Annotated in this window: 14 protein-coding genes; 8 read left to right on the top strand and 6 right to left on the bottom strand. The window is 63.6% G+C overall.

What is annotated here, in order from left to right:
* The 3 genes from ACODSO_RS21510 to ACODSO_RS21500 all read right to left on the bottom strand — a co-directional run.
* Positions 1-1393 (bottom strand): DEAD/DEAH box helicase (locus tag ACODSO_RS21510; RefSeq protein WP_489038707.1); only part of this gene is annotated, 1393 nt, incomplete at its 3' end.
* A gap of 261 nt (positions 1394-1654) precedes the next feature.
* Positions 1655-2617 (bottom strand): M56 family metallopeptidase, encoded by a 963-nt coding sequence (locus tag ACODSO_RS21505; RefSeq protein WP_489038706.1) that lies wholly within the window; start codon positions 2615-2617, stop codon positions 1655-1657.
* Between the two features lie 24 nt (positions 2618-2641).
* Entirely contained in the window at positions 2642-3058 is a 417-nt protein-coding gene (locus tag ACODSO_RS21500; RefSeq protein WP_489038705.1) for a BlaI/MecI/CopY family transcriptional regulator, read from the bottom strand.
* A gap of 193 nt (positions 3059-3251) precedes the next feature.
* Here ACODSO_RS21500 and ACODSO_RS21495 point away from each other — a divergent pair, with 193 nt between their 5' ends.
* Both ACODSO_RS21495 and ACODSO_RS21490 read left to right on the top strand, forming a co-directional pair.
* Complete coding sequence (locus tag ACODSO_RS21495) at positions 3252-4553, top strand: alpha/beta hydrolase (RefSeq protein ID WP_489038704.1); 1302 nt, start codon at positions 3252-3254, stop codon at positions 4551-4553.
* A gap of 104 nt (positions 4554-4657) precedes the next feature.
* A complete protein-coding gene (locus ACODSO_RS21490; RefSeq protein WP_489038715.1) occupies positions 4658-7165 on the top strand; it encodes a bifunctional lysylphosphatidylglycerol flippase/synthetase MprF in 2508 nt (835 codons plus the stop codon).
* A gap of 16 nt (positions 7166-7181) precedes the next feature.
* Here the strand turns inward: ACODSO_RS21490 and ACODSO_RS21485 are convergent, their stop codons facing one another.
* From ACODSO_RS21485 to ACODSO_RS21475, 3 genes are all read right to left on the bottom strand, one after another.
* A complete protein-coding gene (locus tag ACODSO_RS21485; protein WP_489038703.1) occupies positions 7182-8063 on the bottom strand; it encodes an ABC transporter ATP-binding protein in 882 nt (293 codons plus the stop codon).
* Positions 8060-9052 (bottom strand): FecCD family ABC transporter permease, encoded by a 993-nt coding sequence (locus ACODSO_RS21480; RefSeq protein WP_489038714.1) that lies wholly within the window; start codon positions 9050-9052, stop codon positions 8060-8062. Before ACODSO_RS21480 ends, ACODSO_RS21485 begins: the two co-directional genes overlap by 4 nt.
* Before the next feature lie 107 nt (positions 9053-9159).
* Entirely contained in the window at positions 9160-10635 is a 1476-nt protein-coding gene (locus ACODSO_RS21475; protein WP_489038702.1) for an iron chelate uptake ABC transporter family permease subunit, read from the bottom strand.
* A 250-nt stretch (positions 10636-10885) separates the two neighbouring features.
* On the opposite strand from ACODSO_RS21475, the gene ACODSO_RS21470 reads away from it, so the two are divergent.
* The 6 genes from ACODSO_RS21470 to ACODSO_RS21445 all read left to right on the top strand — a co-directional run bounded on the left by ACODSO_RS21470 (position 10886) and on the right by ACODSO_RS21445 (position 16696).
* Positions 10886-11608 carry a hypothetical protein gene (locus tag ACODSO_RS21470; RefSeq protein ID WP_489038713.1) on the top strand — a complete coding sequence of 241 codons (723 nt, stop codon included), beginning with the start codon at positions 10886-10888 and terminating at the stop codon, positions 11606-11608.
* 308 nt (positions 11609-11916) lie between these two features.
* Complete coding sequence (locus ACODSO_RS21465; protein ID WP_489038712.1) at positions 11917-12318, top strand: PaaI family thioesterase; 402 nt, start codon at positions 11917-11919, stop codon at positions 12316-12318.
* A gap of 4 nt (positions 12319-12322) precedes the next feature.
* On the top strand, positions 12323-13594 hold the full coding sequence (locus tag ACODSO_RS21460) for a DUF6986 family protein (protein WP_489038701.1): 1272 nt from the start codon (positions 12323-12325) through the stop codon (positions 13592-13594).
* A 95-nt stretch (positions 13595-13689) separates the two neighbouring features.
* On the top strand, positions 13690-14322 hold the full coding sequence (locus tag ACODSO_RS21455) for an urease subunit gamma (RefSeq protein ID WP_489038700.1): 633 nt from the start codon (positions 13690-13692) through the stop codon (positions 14320-14322).
* Positions 14322-16043, top strand: coding sequence for an urease subunit alpha (locus ACODSO_RS21450; protein ID WP_489038699.1), 1722 nt, complete (start codon positions 14322-14324; stop codon positions 16041-16043). The genes ACODSO_RS21455 and ACODSO_RS21450 overlap by 1 nt, the downstream gene beginning before the upstream one ends.
* Positions 16044-16054: 11 nt before the next feature.
* Entirely contained in the window at positions 16055-16696 is a 642-nt protein-coding gene (locus tag ACODSO_RS21445; protein ID WP_489038711.1) for an urease accessory protein UreF, read from the top strand.

The raw sequence follows: 16696 nt of genomic DNA, 5'->3' as shown, positions 1-16696 counted from the left end.
GGTAGCCGCCGGTGCGGGGACGGTCGCCCTGGTAGCCGCCGGTGCGGGGACGGTCGCCCTGGTAGCCGCCGGTGCGGGGACGGTCACCTTGGTAGCCGCCGGTGCGGGGACGGCTGTCGCGACGATCGCGCGGCGCCGAGCTTTCCGCTCGCAGCGGCTCACCCGTCGGCTTCTTGGCCCCGGTGATGCTGGACAGCTCTGCCGAGCCGGATGCGACGTTCACCGAAGTTGCTTTGACGCCGGCCATTCCGGTCAACTTCTGGACCTGGCGACGCTGGTTGGGTAGAACGATCGCGACGACGGTGCCCTTTTCCCCTGCGCGGGCCGTGCGGCCTGCGCGGTGCAGGTAGTCCTTGTGATCGGCAGGCGGGTCGACGTGGACGACGAGGTCGATTCCGTCGACGTGGATTCCGCGAGCAGCGACATCCGTAGCGACGAGAACAGGCGTCCGGCCGTTCTTGAAGCGCTCCAGGACCCGGGTGCGCTGGTTCTGCGCTTTTCCGCCGTGCAGCGACTCTGCAGCGATACCGAGGGCGCGAAGGCGATCGGTGATTCCGTCGCAGCCGAGCTTGGTGCGCGCGAACATGATCGTGCGTCCCTCGCGTGCTCCGATTTCGGACAGAACGACGTCTTTTTGACCTCGGTCGACCATCAACATGTAGTGGTCCATCGTCCGCACGCTGGCCTTTCCGTCCTGCGTGGAGTGTTCCACGTGGTCGGGCAGGAACTGACGTACCAACGACTGAACTTCGCGATCGAGCGTGGCCGAGAACAGCATCCGCTGTCCGTCTGCCGGTGTGTCGGCCAGTACTGCGCGGACCTCGGGAAGGAATCCCATGTCGGCCATCTGGTCTGCTTCGTCCAATGCGGTGATCTCGATCGAATCGAGCACGCAGGTTCCCTGGCGCAGGTGGTCTGCCAACCGGCCGGGCGTTGCGACGAGAACGTCGACGCCGCGGCGAAGCTGCTCGACCTGCTTGTTGAACGGAGTGCCGCCGACCGCTGCGCGAACGGTCAGACCCTGAGCGCCTGCATAGGGGGCCAAGGATTCGACGACCTGAAACGCGAGTTCACGAGTCGGTACGAGAACGAGCGCACGAGGACGCTTGGCTGCCGGGCGGTCTGTGTGCAACGCCAAGCGAGCGAGAATCGGCAGGCCGAAGGCCAGGGTCTTGCCGGACCCCGTCTGCGCGCGACCGAGGACGTTCTTGCCTGCGATGGCATCGGGAAGTGCCTTCGCCTGGATGGGCGAGGGAACGGTGATGGAGTTTCGAGCCAACGCGGCGACGACCGGTTCTGGTAGACCGAGTTCGGCGAAGGTGACCACGGGCGAATCGCTTGCGGCGTCCGTGGTGGCAGGGGTGGATGTACTAGTCGAGACAGCGTGAGTCACGCAGTTGAACCTCTCCGGATTACGGGCACGCCACGAAGCTACAGCTGGGGTAACACCCGCGAGAGGGGCACAAACAACAGCTAGAACACATATATGACGAGCCAGGGCACTGTCACCTGGCCATCCGTGCGCGTGCGAACACTGCGCAGAGTGGGGCTGTTTGTGCCTTTTCGAATTGCTGGCCGCAATGGCGACCGTATTCGAGTGTACGTCAAGAGTCTTCGATTCACCGCTTCGAACAGGTGTGAGCTGGCCTACTCGTCAGCCGTGGTTCATCAGACGGTTCAGTTCTTCCAGCCACGGCATGGCAACGAAGATCGTGGGCACGATCAGAATTATCGCGGCCGCGCCGTACGCGGCAATACTGGTTCGCACATCGGCACGGGGGCCGGCGAGACGCTGGACGCGGATCAGGGTGCTCGGCCCACCGGCCGCCAGCGCTCCTCGAGGTGCGGTCGAGCCTGCGCAGGTGACCAGAGCACGGGCGAGCGGGGTCGGCCCGGTCACCTTGACTGCGGAATCGTCGGCCAGTAGCTCGACGAGCAACTGCACGCTGCCCAATGCCGACTTGCTACGGACGATGCGAGGAAACGCCTCGTTCACCGCAGTGAACGCTTCGAGGACCAAGTCGTGTCGTGAGCGGAGATGAGAACGTTCGTGACTGAGGATTGCCTTCAACTCGGCACGGCTGAGATTGGTCAGCACCCCCTCGCTGAGCACCACCCGTTGGCGCAGGCCCGGCAGGCAGTAGGCGATCGGTTCGACGGCGTCGAGGACGCGAACGTCGGCGTCACGCACACCGGGAAACGGACGGCCGGTGGAGCTGCTTCGGTCGAGTAGATCCACGAGCACGCGGTGCCGGGCGCGTCGACGCCTCGTCCGTACCGCCACCTGGACGACCGAAAACATGAGTTTGGCGCCGATCCCGAGCGTGATGGCGAGCACGACCACATACAAGATCCACAGCGGCAGACCCAGGGCCTCGATTTCGTCTGTCGGCGCGGTTGTCGGTTTTCCGTCCGGACCTGGGACAAGTAACAGACCGCCGATCGCCAGGCCGGAGCTGAACGCGGAGAACACAGCGGCCACAGCGATCGCCTGCCACAGCACCAGGGCTGCCCGCGGCGCACGGTACGGCCAGGTCGCGTGGCTCAGCACAGCCGGAACTGGCCCCGTCAACAGCAGGGCGAGTACCGCGAATACCAGCGCTGTGGTGGAGTTCATTTCCTCACTAACCGAGGGCAGGAATCAGTCGGATTGTCGATCTCCGTCCAGAGACGACGTGTGTCCGCCCGATTGTGCCACTTCCAAGGCCGCCAGAGCTTCTCGAAGGGCAGCAGCTTCGTCAGCACCCACCTGTCCGACGAAGTGGACGAGCGCGGCAGCGCGTCCTCCGGACTCCGGCGCCTGGGACAGCGCGTCTACCATCAGGCTGGCCACGAGTTCGTCGCGGCTGTGCAGCGGGACATACCGGTGCGCGCGATCGTCACGCTGTTGAACGACGAGCTGCTTCTTGGCGAGCCGTTGAAGAACGGTCATGACGGTCGTGTACGCAAGTTCTCGATGGGTGGCAAGCGCCTCGTGGACCTGCCGCACTGTCTGTGGTTCCGAAGAATCCCACAGATGATCCATCACTGCACGCTCGAGTTCGCCTAGACCAGCCATTCCTCCGAGTCTACGGGCAGTCCGACACAAATGCGTACTACTCCCGGTAGTACGAGCATCCTGGGCGTGTGGGATGGGTCATACACACCCGAAGGATGACTTTGCGATCCAGATCGCACGCCTTACGAAGATCCGAGTAGTTCTGTGCATATTCTGCTTTCATGCCATTGCGAAGACGGCCGGGAGGTCTCCGTTGAATTGGGTCGTGTCGCTGTCTCTGGTCAGCGATACGACCTCGTGGGTCACGGTGCTCCTCGGCCTGGTCGGTGCGGTCTGGCTGGTGATCTGCCCGAAGCGCTGGTACTTGCTTCGGGCGCTGCCGATCTGTATCGCTGCAGCGGCTGTGCTCGCGGTCGGGCTCTACTACGTCGTGGAGAAGGTGTGGCGGCCGTTTCCCGATCCCATCGAACCTGAGATATATGTCTGGATCGGGGTTGCGCTCGGCGCGGTCGCGATTGTCGTGCCGAGAGTGCTGGCTTCAGGCCGGAAGTTGACCAAGGTCATCTCCGTCGTTGCTGCGATTCTGGTGGTGGTGGCTGCGTCGGCGCAGATCAACCTGGTGTTCTCGGCGTATCCAACCGTCGGCACCCTCGTCGGTGTCGAGGATGTCGATCGTGTCGACATGGGTGAACTTCCTGGCCCGCAATCCGACCCAGTGACGGGTGATCCGCTCGACTCCGTATGGTCGGCGCCCGAATCGATGCCGACCGAGGGCAAATTGACCTCGGCGACCATTCCACCTACGGCATCTGGTTTCTCCGCTCGCCCAGCCGAGGTCTACCTCCCACCGGCGTATTTCACGGATCCTCGCCCGCTGCTGCCGGTGCTCGTTCTTCTCGCCGGTCAGCCCGGCGAACCGGAAGACTGGCTGAACGGCGGCATGCTTGCCAACACGATGGACGCATTCGCGCGCGATCACGCGGGCTTGGCGCCGGTAGTCGTCGTAGCAGACGGGACCGGGTCCACACTCGCCAACCCGCTCTGCGTGGACTCTCCGCTCGGCAACGTCGACACGTATCTGTCGAAGGATGTGCCGGACTGGATCAAGTCGACGCTGCAGGTCAACCCGGACCCGCGTAGTTGGATCATCGGTGGGCTCTCCTATGGGGGGACCTGCTCCATCCAATTGGCCACCAACCACCCCGACGTCTACCCGACCTTTCTCGATCTGTCGGGACAGGCCGAGCCCACCCTCGGCGACCGCGGACGAACAGTGGCGGACGCGTTCGGGGGCAACGACGCTGCTTTCGTTGCGGTCAACCCGATGGACCTGCTGAAGACGAAGAAGTATCCGAATTCGGGTGGTGCGTTCGTGGTCGGTGCGGACGACAACGACTACCGCCCCGGCCAGCAGGCGATGTACGACGCCGCCAAGGCTGCCGGAATGGATGTGCGGTATCTCGAAGTACCGGGCGGGCACAGCTTCGCTGTCTGGTCCGAGGGTCTGAAACAAGAATTGCCCTGGCTGATGCAGAGAGTGGGATTGATCTCGTGAACGAGACCGTCGAAGACATTGCCCCGGTCGAACCGTCCGAGCCATCCTGGTTCGACAAGCGGCGCGAGCGGATCGCTCACGGGTGGCGTACAACAGTTCGGCAGATGGTGCGGTTGTGGTCGCTGATCGTGTTCGGGGTCAAGGGCGCACCGGTGAGCATAGGTCTGCTGATCGTCGTACTAGGCCTCGGGATCCTCGCGTTGGTCGTCGGCGGCGGCACTCTGCACCGCGAATTCGCGCTCGGCATCATGCCGATCGAGGAACTCCGGCTGTGGACCGTCTTCACCGCAGGTCTGTTCGCGCCGGGTGTTCTCGGTTACGTGGTCTTCGTCCTCGCTGTGTTCGTTGCGGCAGCGCCGATCGAACGCAGGATCGGATCTGCGAAGTTCGCGCTGTCTGCGGTCATCACCCAGCTACTCGGCGCGGTGCTCGGACTGGGCATCGCCGCTCTGGCAAAGATGTTCGACGCCGATTGGGGATTTCGTCTGCATGTCGGAACCGCAATCGGACCGACGACGTGGATCGTCGGGGTGCTCATGGTGGCGAGCGCGCGGATGGATACGTTGTGGCGTCGAAGGATCCGGGTGGGGCTACTCGCGCTGTTGATCACTTCGGCGCTGTTCAGTGGCCATCTGCAAGATGTCGTCAGGCTTGCTGCCGCAGTCGTCGGACTGCTTCTCGGGCCGTCCATCGTCGGCCGGTCGGCCCGAGGACCGCGGTTGGCTGGAACGCAACGAGAGGGTCGTGTTCTGGTGGCGCTCATCGTTGCGGCGAGCGCTCTCGGACCGGTGCTGGCCGCGCTGAGCCCGGACGCGGTCGGCCCGTTCGCGGTTCTTCGGGACGTGGTGAGCGGCGTGCCGTATACCGCAGCGGAGGTTCGCGAAATCTGCGCGGACTCGGCCACTGATCCCGAGTGCAGAACCGGACTTCTCGAATTGCGGTTGGGGGGAGTCGGACCGACCATCCTGTCGCTGATGCCGTCGATCCTGCTTCTGTTCTTGGCGGATGGACTGCGGAGAGGGCGCCGGTTCGCATGGGGCGCGACGGTGTTCGCACAGATCGTGCTTCTCGTCGTGTCGGTCGCCAACTACGCCATCCGGTTCATCGAAGCAGGGGACGACGAATCCGTGTTCTACGGGCTGGAGTCGCCTACGGCGTATCGGACGATCGTGCCGTTCCTGCTTCCGCTTGCAGTCCTCGTCCTGCTCGTGCTGACCCGCAAGTACTTCGATGTGACGGCACCGCGCGGAACGTATCGAAAGTTCTCGGCGTACGTGGCTGGATCGCTGGTGGGTCTCGGAGTCCTATACGTGCTCGGCGGGCTCGTCGGGCGTGCAGGTTTCGATCGAGAACCGACCGTTCTCGGTCTCATGGCCGACTACCCGCAGCGCCTGATCCCGCCCGTGTATCTGCAGTGGCTCGAGCCTCGCTTTCTTCCCGACAGCATCTTCACGACGTTGCTGTTCGAATGGACCGGGGTGATCTTCTGGGTTGCGCTCTGTCTCTTGGTGCTGGGGACCTTCCTGACGCCGAATGCAGGCACCGACAGCGACGCCGCCGAACGGGCACGCGCGGTACTGATGTCGAGCTCGGGCAGCGCACTGTCGTGGATGACCACCTGGAAGGGCAACTCGTACTGGTTCTCGGCCGACGGCAGCAGCTTCGTCGCTTACCGGGTGATCTCGGGTGTGGCGCTGACTACCGGAGACCCCGTCGGCCCACGGGATCGACTGCGCGAGAACGTCGTGGACTTCGCCGAATTCGCGTCGGAGAACGGCTGGATTCCGTGTTTCTACTCGGTGACCCCCCAGGTTCGAGACATCACCGACAGCATCGGTTGGGGAGGGATTCAGGTCGGGGAGGAGACCGTGCTGGATCTCGAAAATCTGGCGTTCACCGGAAAACGCTTCCAAGACGTGCGTACTGCATTGAATCGAGCGAAGAAGGTCGGCATCGAAGCTGAATGGATCCGATTCCCCGATGCGCCGCTGGCGATCACGGACCAGATCACGGCGATTTCGGAGGAGTGGGTGGCCGACAAGGGGATGCCCGAGATGGGGTTCACGCTCGGTGGGCTCGAAGAAGTCGACGACCCTCAGGTCCGCTGTCTCGTCGCTATCGACGAACACCGAACCGTGCACGGAATCACCTCGTGGATGCCGGTGTACGAGGACGGCGAGATCGTCGGCTGGACACTGGATTTCATGCGCCGTCGATCGGAGGGGTTCAGACCGACCATGGAATTCCTGATCGCATCCGCAGCTATCCTCCTCAAGGACGAGGGAATCCGGTTCTTGAGTCTGTCGGGTGCACCGCTCGCCAAGGTGGACGACGGCGGCGCCGAGGCAGATCCGACCGAGGCGGAGCTGACATTTTCGCGGCTTCTCGACCGCTTGCTCGACGTGTTGGGCAAGACACTCGAACCCGTCTACGGCTTCCGGTCGTTGCTCGCCTTCAAGTCGAAGTTCCAGCCGCGGTACGAGCCGATGCACATGACGTTCGCGGACCCGGCTGCACTGCCGAGCATCGGCAACGCTATCGGCCGCGCCTATCTTCCCGACGTCTCCATCGGACAGGGATACAGGTTGGTGCGCACCATGATCGAGCGTTAACTAGCTCGGCCTCGACTCAGGGCGCGTCCGCGGACGAGACCTTCACGGGGCCGCCGACGGCGCCGTAGACGTGTCGAGTGCCGATCGGAACGATCAGCGGACGGTCCGAGACCGGGTCTACTATGACGCGGGCCTCGAGTCCGAACACGTCCATCAACAACTTCTCCGAAATCACGTCCTGCGGCCGACCCGACTCCACGATCTTGCCCTGCGACATCACGATCAGTTGATCGCTGTAGCGGACAGCCAGGTTGAGGTCGTGCAAGACCATGATGACCGTACGGCCCATTTCCTCGTGCAGTCGATCGACCAGATCGAGAACCTCGACCGAGTGTGCCAGGTCCAGATAGGTGGTCGGCTCGTCGAGCAGGAGGATGTCGGTGCCCTGCGCAAGCGCCATGGATATCCAGGCTCGCTGGCGCTGCCCGCCGGAGAGTTCGTCGACCGGCCGGTCTGCAAGATCGTCGACTCCGGTCAATTGCAACGCACTCGCTACCTCGGACTCGTCGTCGGAACTCCATTGACGGATCCACGACTGATGGGGGTGCCTGCCCCTCGACACCAGGTCACCGACGGTCAATCCTTCGGGTGCGGTCGGAGCCTGCGGCAGCATTCCCAACACTCGCGCCACCTCTTTCGTCCGCATCGACGAGATGGCCTTGCCGTCGAGAAGCACTCTGCCGCCCTTGGGCTTGAGCAAACGACCGAGTGCGCGGAGCAGAGTGCTCTTCCCGCAGCCGTTGGGCCCGATCACGGTTGTGATGACGCCGGTGTGGACGTTCAGATCCAGGTTCTCGACGATGATGCGGTCGCCGTAGCCCAACGTCAGGTCTTCGGCGACGAGACGCGACGACTCTGTCCGTGATCCTTCTGCCGGCAGTTCTCTTGTCACTGTCATGCGGAGACCTTTCGATTGCTGCGGACGAGTAGATAGAGAAGGAACGGTCCACCTAGGGCCGAGGTCACGATTCCAACCGGTAATTCGACAGGGAGAATGGTCCGGGCAATGAGGTCGCTGCCGACGACGAGCAGTCCACCCATGAGGGCGGATGCGATGATCGGTGGTCCAGGAGTTCGCAGAAGGCGCAGCGCGATCTGCGGAGCTGCGAGTGCGACGAAACCGATCGGGCCTGCGGCAGCGGTGGCGATTGCGGCCAGGGCGACCGCCGCGAGCAGTAGTGATGCCTGTCTGTACTGCAGTCGTACACCGAGCGAGCGGGCGTTGTCGTCACCGAGCCTCAGCGCACCGAGCGTGAATGTGGAGACGATAGCGACTCCGCCGACCACTACGAGGGCTACGAGAACCGGCCACACGCTCCTCCAGTCGGCGCCATTGAGGGAACCGGTCAGCCACAGCTGGGCTCGGGACACATCGTTGATGTCGGCACTGATCAGCAACCAACCGATCACGGCCGTGAGCATGGCGTTGACTGCGATTCCGACGAGGATCAGTCGGAACCCTTCGACACCGCGCTTCCACGCAAGCGCATAGATCAGCACTGCGGTGACGATGCCGCCGAGCAGAGCGGCGAGAGGGAGGCCGAGGGTGGCGAGGATCCCGGCAAGCGACCCACCACCGAGCACGATCATCGCGACAGCTGCAGCGCTGGCGCCCGCGGTGATGCCGAGGATATCCGGGCTGGCCAGCGAGTTTCGAGAGATGGACTGTGTCACCGCGCCGGAGATGCCGAGCGCCATCCCGACGAGCAGACCGGTGAGAGATCGGGGAAGCCTCAGGTCCATCACGATGAATCGCTCGATCCGTGAACCGCCTCCGAGCAGCACTTCGGTCACCTCGCCGACCGACAGAGGGAAATCGCCGCGCCCGATGTTGATGCAGACGACCAGAAAGAGTGCGACCAATGTGACTACGTTGATCAACACCATCAGCGGCCGCCTGACCAGCGACACCGGGCCGACCCGAAATGCAGGCCTCGACGGGACTCCATGGTGGCGGTCACCCAGGTTCGACGCGGGCGAATCCAGATTCGCGGTCACAGGCTAGCCAACTTTCGACGGCGCACGAGAGCGATGAAGAACGGAGCGCCGAACAGCGCGAGGACAATCCCGACCTGCAGCTCGCCTGGACGCACGACAACGCGTCCGATCACATCTGCGATCATCAGCATGACCCCGCCCATGAGCCCGGCGTAGGGCACGAGCCACCGATAGTCGGGACCGGTGACCACTCGGGCGACGTGAGGTACGACGAGACCGATGAACGCGATCGGACCGCAGGCTGCGGTAGCCGCCCCGGTCAGCAGGGTGATCGCGACGATGCCGATCGTCCGTGTGAGCGCGATGTTCGTCCCGAGCGACCGGGCTACGTCCTCACCCAGGCTCATGACGTTCAGGCCCGGAGTGCTTGCCAACGCAATGAGAACGCCGACGATCAGAAATGGGAGCACCTGCCACAGGACGTCGAGTCCCCGACCTGCCACCGAGCCCACCGACCAGAAGCGGTAACCGTCGAGACTCGTCTGGTCGAGCAAGACGATCGCGTTGGTCATCGCGGCGAGAAAGAACGCGACACCGGCGCCGGCGAGAGCCAGGTTCAATGGGCTCGCCTTGCCGTTGCCGATCGACGAAAGCCCGAACACCACAACGCTCGCCAAGGCCGATCCGACAAAGGCGAACCACAAATACTGACTGGGGGAATTGAAGCGGAACAGATAGATCGAGAGGACCACCAAAAACGCAGCGCCTGCGTTGAGACCGAGGAGGCCGGCGTCGGCGAGGGGGTTTCGGGTATGACCCTGGATGAGTGCGCCTGCGATTCCGAGAGCGATACCCACGACGAGAGCGAGCAACGTCCGCGGGATCCGCAGCGTGCGAACGATGATGTCGGTGTCCGTGCCGGTCGGGGTCAGAAGTGCGTGGCCGATTTCGTCGAACGTGAGCGGCCTCGCTCCGATTGCGATGCTTGCCAGAATGGCGGCGGCCAGGGCAACCACAAGGATCACGAGTCCGAGAATGCGGCGCTTCCGAATACCTGCCACTGAATTATCGTGTGGGACAGGTTCGAACGACTCATGACGTGCGGTCTTCTCACGGACCACCTCGGTCGAACTTCGTCCGACACCGAACTGCCGAAGCATCGAACGGCGAACACCGATCGCGTCACCGCTGACGGCATCTCGAACGATGAGATCGGTCCATCGCTTGCCGGTGCTCTGGCCGTCCTTGCCTTCGCGGAAGCCCTGATTCCACAGAAAGAGCCCCAGTGCGACAGCCAGGGCGATGGCGCCGAAGACGAACCTGTCCGCTTCGCCGCCGCCGTTGTCGTCACGGAGCGAATCGACGATCGACCATCCGATGCCGAGAGGGAGAACGATGATGCCGAGATCGACGATCGTGGCCGCGATTCGCGATGGCCACGGAGCAACACCAGTGGGTATCTCTTCCTTGGCGAAGTCTTCGTCGGGAGTCGGGAAAGACCCTCCCGAACCGAGCAATGGTGCCGTCGTCACTGTGTCCGTGACTCCTCACTGTGGTCAATGCGTCAAGTATTAGGTTACGGAACCCTTGTTCATTCTGCGCGTCCAGGTAAGGCAAGCCAAGCCGAATCGGTTACACATAAGTCAACCCCCCATCCGCCACTACCTAGACAGAGTGGTTAGGCTAACCTATGTTGAGTCGGCCCCGGCGGGGTCGACTCGTCGACGAAGGGGAGTGTTCGAAGTGTCGCTTGCAACTACGACGTCCGATGCCTGGGCCGATGTGCATCGTTCGTACGGAAGCGGTCGAGATGGACGTCCGCTGGCGCAGTCGTGCGCTCGCCTACGCTCGCTCAACCCCGACTACCCGCGGATGTACGCGGTTGCGACGATGGCCAACGAGGGTAAACGCCGCTGGTGGCAGCTTGCCGCGGGCTTGGAGGATGGTCGGATCGACCAGATGATCACTCGGTCGCTCGAGGATCTCAAGGTCCCCGAGGCTGCTGCAATCCAGGTCGCCACCGCTCTGATTCACGCCGTCGTAGGACGGGTGGCCGCACTTCTCGTACTGGAAACGCGCGCGTGGGACCCCGGCGTCGACAACCTGTGGATACACATGGACAGCGACGGCGGAATCGATTGGGCGGGAGTCTCGTCGCCGCTCCTGCGGGTAGTCGACGGGGATTCGCTCGACTCGGCGCTGGGCGCAGTGTCGCTGCCGTGCGAGGAAGCTCTGCTGGTGTGGACCGCACATCGCTGCATCACGTCGCTCGAGGCGATTCTGCGTTCCATCTCCGATCGAGCTCCATTGGACAGCCGCACGTTCTGGAGCCTCGTCGGCGATTCGGTTCTGGGCGCATCGACGTACATCCCGGTTCTTGCGGCAACGCAGGGCTCCAACAGCGCACGACGGGGCCAGGCTCTGCTCGACGCTTTCGTTGCAGCAGGTGCGCCAGTGCGGTCTCGCCCGCTGAATTTCGGTCGACTCCGGCTACGAGCGTCGTAGCGCTTGCATTATGAGGTTAGGCTGCCCTACTCTTGGGGGGTATCAGCGGACCAGCGGACCGCGACGGAGTCCTGAGGGCTGCAGAGACTCCCGGTCCTTGCCACGGCGGGCCTCACATTCGAAAGAATGTGAGGCCCGCCGATTTTTGTGAGCGGGTTCTCGTGTAGTTCTGATCTTCAGTACGTGCTGCAATCCGAACAGGTAGATCCAGGAGAACGATGAGCGAGACCGAAGGAAAAGAAACACAGTCGACGAGCGCCGAGGCCGGGTCGACAGTCCCGCCACGTCCTCAGGTGGATCCCGCCGCAATGACGGAGATCTGCGCTCGAGGTTTCGACGGCGCAGTCGGTCTCGAATACACCGAGATTTCCGCCGACGTGGTCCGAGCAACATGGGAAGTGACTCCTAGCCTGCATCAGCCGGCAGGAATCATGCACGGTGGCGTCCTGTGCTCGGTCGTCGAGTCATTGGCCAGTATCGGTGCGAGCATCTGGTTGGGTGAGCGAGGCCACGTCGTCGGCGTGAACAACAACACGGACTTCCTCCGAGCGTCGAGGCGCGGCCGCCTGGTCGCCGAGGCTCGTCCGATCCACCGAGGTCGGACGCAGCAGCTGTGGCAGGTCGACATCACGAACGACGAAGGAAAACAGGTGGCCCAGGGGAAGGTACGGCTCGCGAACATCGTCGACACGGGATCTCTGGGACACTAGCGGCGTGAGTAGCGCATCTTTCTCGGAATCCGTTCCTGTGAGTACCCGGTTGGACGATCGCGCCCGCAAACGGATCGAGGCGATTCTCGGGCCGGTCGATGCCGCACTCGCGAGGGACTTCCCCGGCGATCGAATCGGTGGGCAACCGATCCACACCGTCTACGTTCCGGCATCGGCTGCGACGGTGAACATTCCGTCCGAATGGGGGCGCCAAGCGCAGTTGCTCGTCGATTCGAACTCGGAGGTGTTCTCGTCGCTCGACTCCTCGGGTGTGCTGCCGACGGTTCAGCGCATACTCGAGCAGACTCCGATTCAGGATCTCCGCATCGACTTCGAAGACGGGTACGGGTGGCGGGCGGACTCCGTGGAAGACGACGACGCTCGCCGCGCAGGACGAGTGTTGGCTGAACTTGCCTCGAACCCGAACGGTCCCCGTTGGCTGGGGATCAGATCCAAAGGGCTTGCGCCGCACGAACGTGCTCGCGGTTTCCGAACTCTCGAACTGGTTCTGGACTCGGCCGGTGGCGTGCCGGACGGCTTCGTGTTCACCGTGCCGAAGCTGCGGGCTACCGAGCAGGTCGACGCAGTGGTGGCATTGTGCGAGGAACTCGAACGCGCCCACGGACTGCCCGAGCGATCGCTGAAGTTCGAGCTCCAGATCGAGAGTCCACAGGCGATCGTAGGAAGCGACGGCACCGCGACATTGGCCCGTGCGCTGCACTCGGCCGACAGTAGGTGCACCTCTCTGCACTACGGAACCTACGACTACAGCGCGGCATGCGGAATCACCTCCGCGCAACAATCCCTCGCACATCCGGTCGCCGATCATGCAAAGAACGTCATGTTGGCGGCTGCTGCGCAAACAGGGGTGTGGGTCTGTGACGGTTCGACCCAGGTGGTCCCGGCCGGTACACCGGTCGAGGTGGAGCGTGCGATCCGACGACACTTCGAGTTGGTGACACGCTCTCTCGAACGTGGGTTCTACCAAGGCTGGGACATGCATCCCGCGCACCTCGCCACACGGTGGACCGCGACGTTGGCGTTCTTTCGATCCGCAATGCCTGCTGCGGCAGCGCGGGTAGCAGCATATCTGGACAGTGCGTCCGGCGGCATGATGGACGAACCTGCGACCGCACAAGCTCTGGCCGGAGTCCTCGTTCGCGGACTGGACTGTGGCGCAGTGGACGAGGGCGACCTACACGCGGTCTCGAGTTCGATCACGCGGGAAGTACTGCATGGCCTTCTGACTCGGACAGTCGGCGGTCCGGCTGTGTAGCCACCGTTCTTCTCCGCTGCTCGTGAGCCGAAACCGTGCCAGTATTACCTTTGGCGTCCGAAACGGGTACGAGTGAAGAACAGATGGAGAACCGAATGCGGCTGACTCCGCACGAGCAGGACCGACTGCTCCTCAGTTACGCAGCCGAATTGGCGCGGAAGCGGCGGTCGCGTGGGTTGCTGCTCAATCATCCCGAGGCTGTTGCGCTGATTACCGACCACCTCCTCGAAGGTGCGCGAGACGGACGATCGGTTGCCGAGCTCATGTCCACGGGGCGCGAGGTTCTGACGGCCGACGACGTGATGAGTGGGGTCCCCGAATTGCTGCCGGAAGTGCAGGTCGAAGCGACCTTCCCGGACGGCACCAAGCTCATCACCGTGCACGAACCGATTTCGCCGAAGCGGGGTGACCGCCATCTGGTTCCGGGTGAGGTCATCACAGTCGAGGGCACGATCGAGATCAACGAAGGCGCAGACAGCGTGAGCGTCGAGGTCGTCAACACCGGTGACCGACCGGTACAAGTCGGAAGCCATGTGCACTTCCCGCAGGCCAACGACGCGCTCTCCTACGACCGGACTCTCGCACACGGGCGCCGTCTGGACATTCCTGCTGGAACGGCGGTCAGGTTCGAACCCGGCATCGCGATGACGGTCCGCCTGGTTCCGCTCGGCGGTACCCGAGAAGTCCACGGCTTGAGCCTCACCCCTCCTGGAAAGCTGGATGCCTGATGGCGAACTTGAGCCGATCTCGCTACGCACAGTTGTTCGGTCCGACCACCGGCGATCGAATTCGTCTGGCAGACACCGATCTTCTCATCGAGGTCACCGAGGACAGAAGTGGTGGACCAGGCCTGGCGGGTGAAGAAGCCGTCTTCGGCGGCGGAAAAGTCATTCGTGAGTCGATGGGGCAGTCGCGCGCGACGCGGGCCGATGGCGCACCCGACACCGTCATCACCGGAGTCGTCGTCGTCGACTACTGGGGCATCATCAAGGCAGACATCGGCATTCGCGACGGTCGGATCGTTGCTCTCGGCAAGGCCGGCAACCCCGACACCATGACCGGAGTCCACCCCGGTCTGGTGATCGGACCGTCCACCGAGATCATCGCGGGCAACGGGAAGATCCTCACTGCAGGCGGCATAGACTGCCACGTCCACCTCATCTGTCCACAGATCATGGAAGAAGCTCTCGGGGGCGGAATTACGACGATCATCGGCGGCGGAACCGGGCCGGCCGAGGGCAGCAAAGCCACTACGGTGACGCCGGGAGCGTGGCACCTCGCGCGCATGTTCGAGGCGCTGGACGACTGGCCGATGAACATTGTTCTCCTCGGGAAGGGCAACACCGTCAGCAGCGACTCGATGTGGGAGCAATTACGCGGCGGTGCATCGGGTTTCAAGCTGCACGAGGATTGGGGTTCGACCCCCGCGGCGATCGATGCCTGCCTCCGGGTGTGCGAGGACGCAGGTGTTCAGGCTGCGCTGCATTCGGACACTCTCAACGAGGCAGGGTTCGTCGAAAGCACCCTCGGAGCCATCGCCGGCCGAGGGATCCATGCGTACCACACCGAGGGGGCAGGCGGCGGGCACGCGCCGGACATCATCACAGTTGCGTCGTACGGGAACATACTGCCGAGCTCGACCAACCCGACCCGGCCACACACGGTCAACACTCTCGATGAACACTTGGACATGCTGATGGTGTGCCACCATCTCAGCCCGTCGATTCCGGAGGACCTCGCCTTCGCCGAGAGCCGCATCCGCCCGTCGACCATCGCGGCAGAGGATCTTCTCCACGACATGGGAGCGATCTCGATGATCGGCAGCGACGCTCAGGCGATGGGCAGGATCGGCGAAGTCGTCCTCCGAACATGGCAGACCGCGCACGTGATGAAGAAGCGGCGCGGGTTGCTGGCTGGGGACGTACATGCCGACAACAACCGGGTCAGGCGCTACATCGCCAAGTACACGATCTGTCCCGCTGTGGCCCACGGTGTGGACCACGAGATCGGCTCGGTGGAGCCTGGCAAGCTTGCCGACCTGGTGCTGTGGGACCCGGCTTTCTTCGGCGTGCGGCCGCACGCGGTCATCAAGGGCGGCATGATCGCGTGGGCACAGATGGGTGACGCCAACGCATCGATACCGACCCCTCAGCCGGAGCTACCGAGACCGATGTTCGGCGCCTCCGCCAAAGCGGCAGCCGCAACATCCGTCCACTTCGTCGCTCCGCAGGCGATCGAGGATGGACTGGCCGACCGGTTGAATTGCGATCGACGTCTGGTCGCCGTCGGGAACGTGCGTTCCGTCGGCAAGGCCGAGATGCCGCTGAACGACGCGCAGCCTCGGATCGAGGTCGATCCGGACTCTTTCACCGTCAAGATCGATGGTGAGGTCTGGGCGGAGCAACCGGCAACCGAGCTACCCATGGCACAGAGGTACTTTCTCTTTTGAGCGCCGTCGTAATGCGGGTATCGACCCTCCTGTCGTTGGCCGACTCCCGGTTGCCGACCGGCGGGCACGTTCACTCCGGAGGCGTCGAGGAAGCGATCGAGCAAGGTCTCGTTCGCGACATCCCGACGGTGGAAGCGTTCTTGATTCGTCGAGTCCGCACAACCGGCGCAGTTGCGGCATCGATTGCGGCAGCAGTATGCGAGTCGATGATCGGAACTGACGTCGCCGACGCAGAGTGCGACGCACGAACGCCGTCACCTGCTGCCCGTGCGGCATCCAGAGCGCAGGGGAGGGGCCTGCTTCGCCTCGCGCGCGCAAGTTGGCCGGACTTCGATTGGACGCGGATCGCCGCTAGACCGCATCTGGCCGTCGTCGCGGGGGTCGTCGGACGGGTCGCCGGTCTGTCCGGTCAGGACTTGGCGTCGGTTCAGATCTACACGGCGATGACGGGATCCGCCATCGCCGCGCAGAGACTCCTCGCGCTCGATCCGTCGGATGTCGCCGCGTGCACTCTGCGCTTGGCCCACACGTGTGACGAGGTCGCCGACTCGGTCTGCGCGGGCCTGCCGAATCTTATGGACCTGTCGGACCCATTGCTCGACGTCCTGGCCGAGTGCCACGCACAGCGCGACCGCCCCCTGTTCGTATCCTGA

It is taken from the genome of Rhodococcus sp. FG69 (assembly GCF_057808915.1).
This window is presented reverse-complemented; position numbering and strand designations above follow the sequence as displayed.

Coding starts and splice junctions, on each gene's coding strand:
- ACODSO_RS21485 (WP_489038703.1), bottom strand. CDS start 8,063: ATGACAGTGACAAGAGAACTGCCGGCAGAAGGATCACGGACAGAGTCG.
- ACODSO_RS21450 (WP_489038699.1), top strand. CDS start 14,322: ATGGCGAACTTGAGCCGATCTCGCTACGCACAGTTGTTCGGTCCGACC.
- ACODSO_RS21480 (WP_489038714.1), bottom strand. CDS start 9,052: ATGGTGTTGATCAACGTAGTCACATTGGTCGCACTCTTTCTGGTCGTC.
- ACODSO_RS21490 (WP_489038715.1), top strand. CDS start 4,658: ATGGTGCGGTTGTGGTCGCTGATCGTGTTCGGGGTCAAGGGCGCACCG.
- ACODSO_RS21445 (WP_489038711.1), top strand. CDS start 16,055: ATGCGGGTATCGACCCTCCTGTCGTTGGCCGACTCCCGGTTGCCGACC.
- ACODSO_RS21500 (WP_489038705.1), bottom strand. CDS start 3,058: ATGGCTGGTCTAGGCGAACTCGAGCGTGCAGTGATGGATCATCTGTGG.
- ACODSO_RS21455 (WP_489038700.1), top strand. CDS start 13,690: ATGCGGCTGACTCCGCACGAGCAGGACCGACTGCTCCTCAGTTACGCA.
- ACODSO_RS21505 (WP_489038706.1), bottom strand. CDS start 2,617: ATGAACTCCACCACAGCGCTGGTATTCGCGGTACTCGCCCTGCTGTTG.
- ACODSO_RS21465 (WP_489038712.1), top strand. CDS start 11,917: ATGACGGAGATCTGCGCTCGAGGTTTCGACGGCGCAGTCGGTCTCGAA.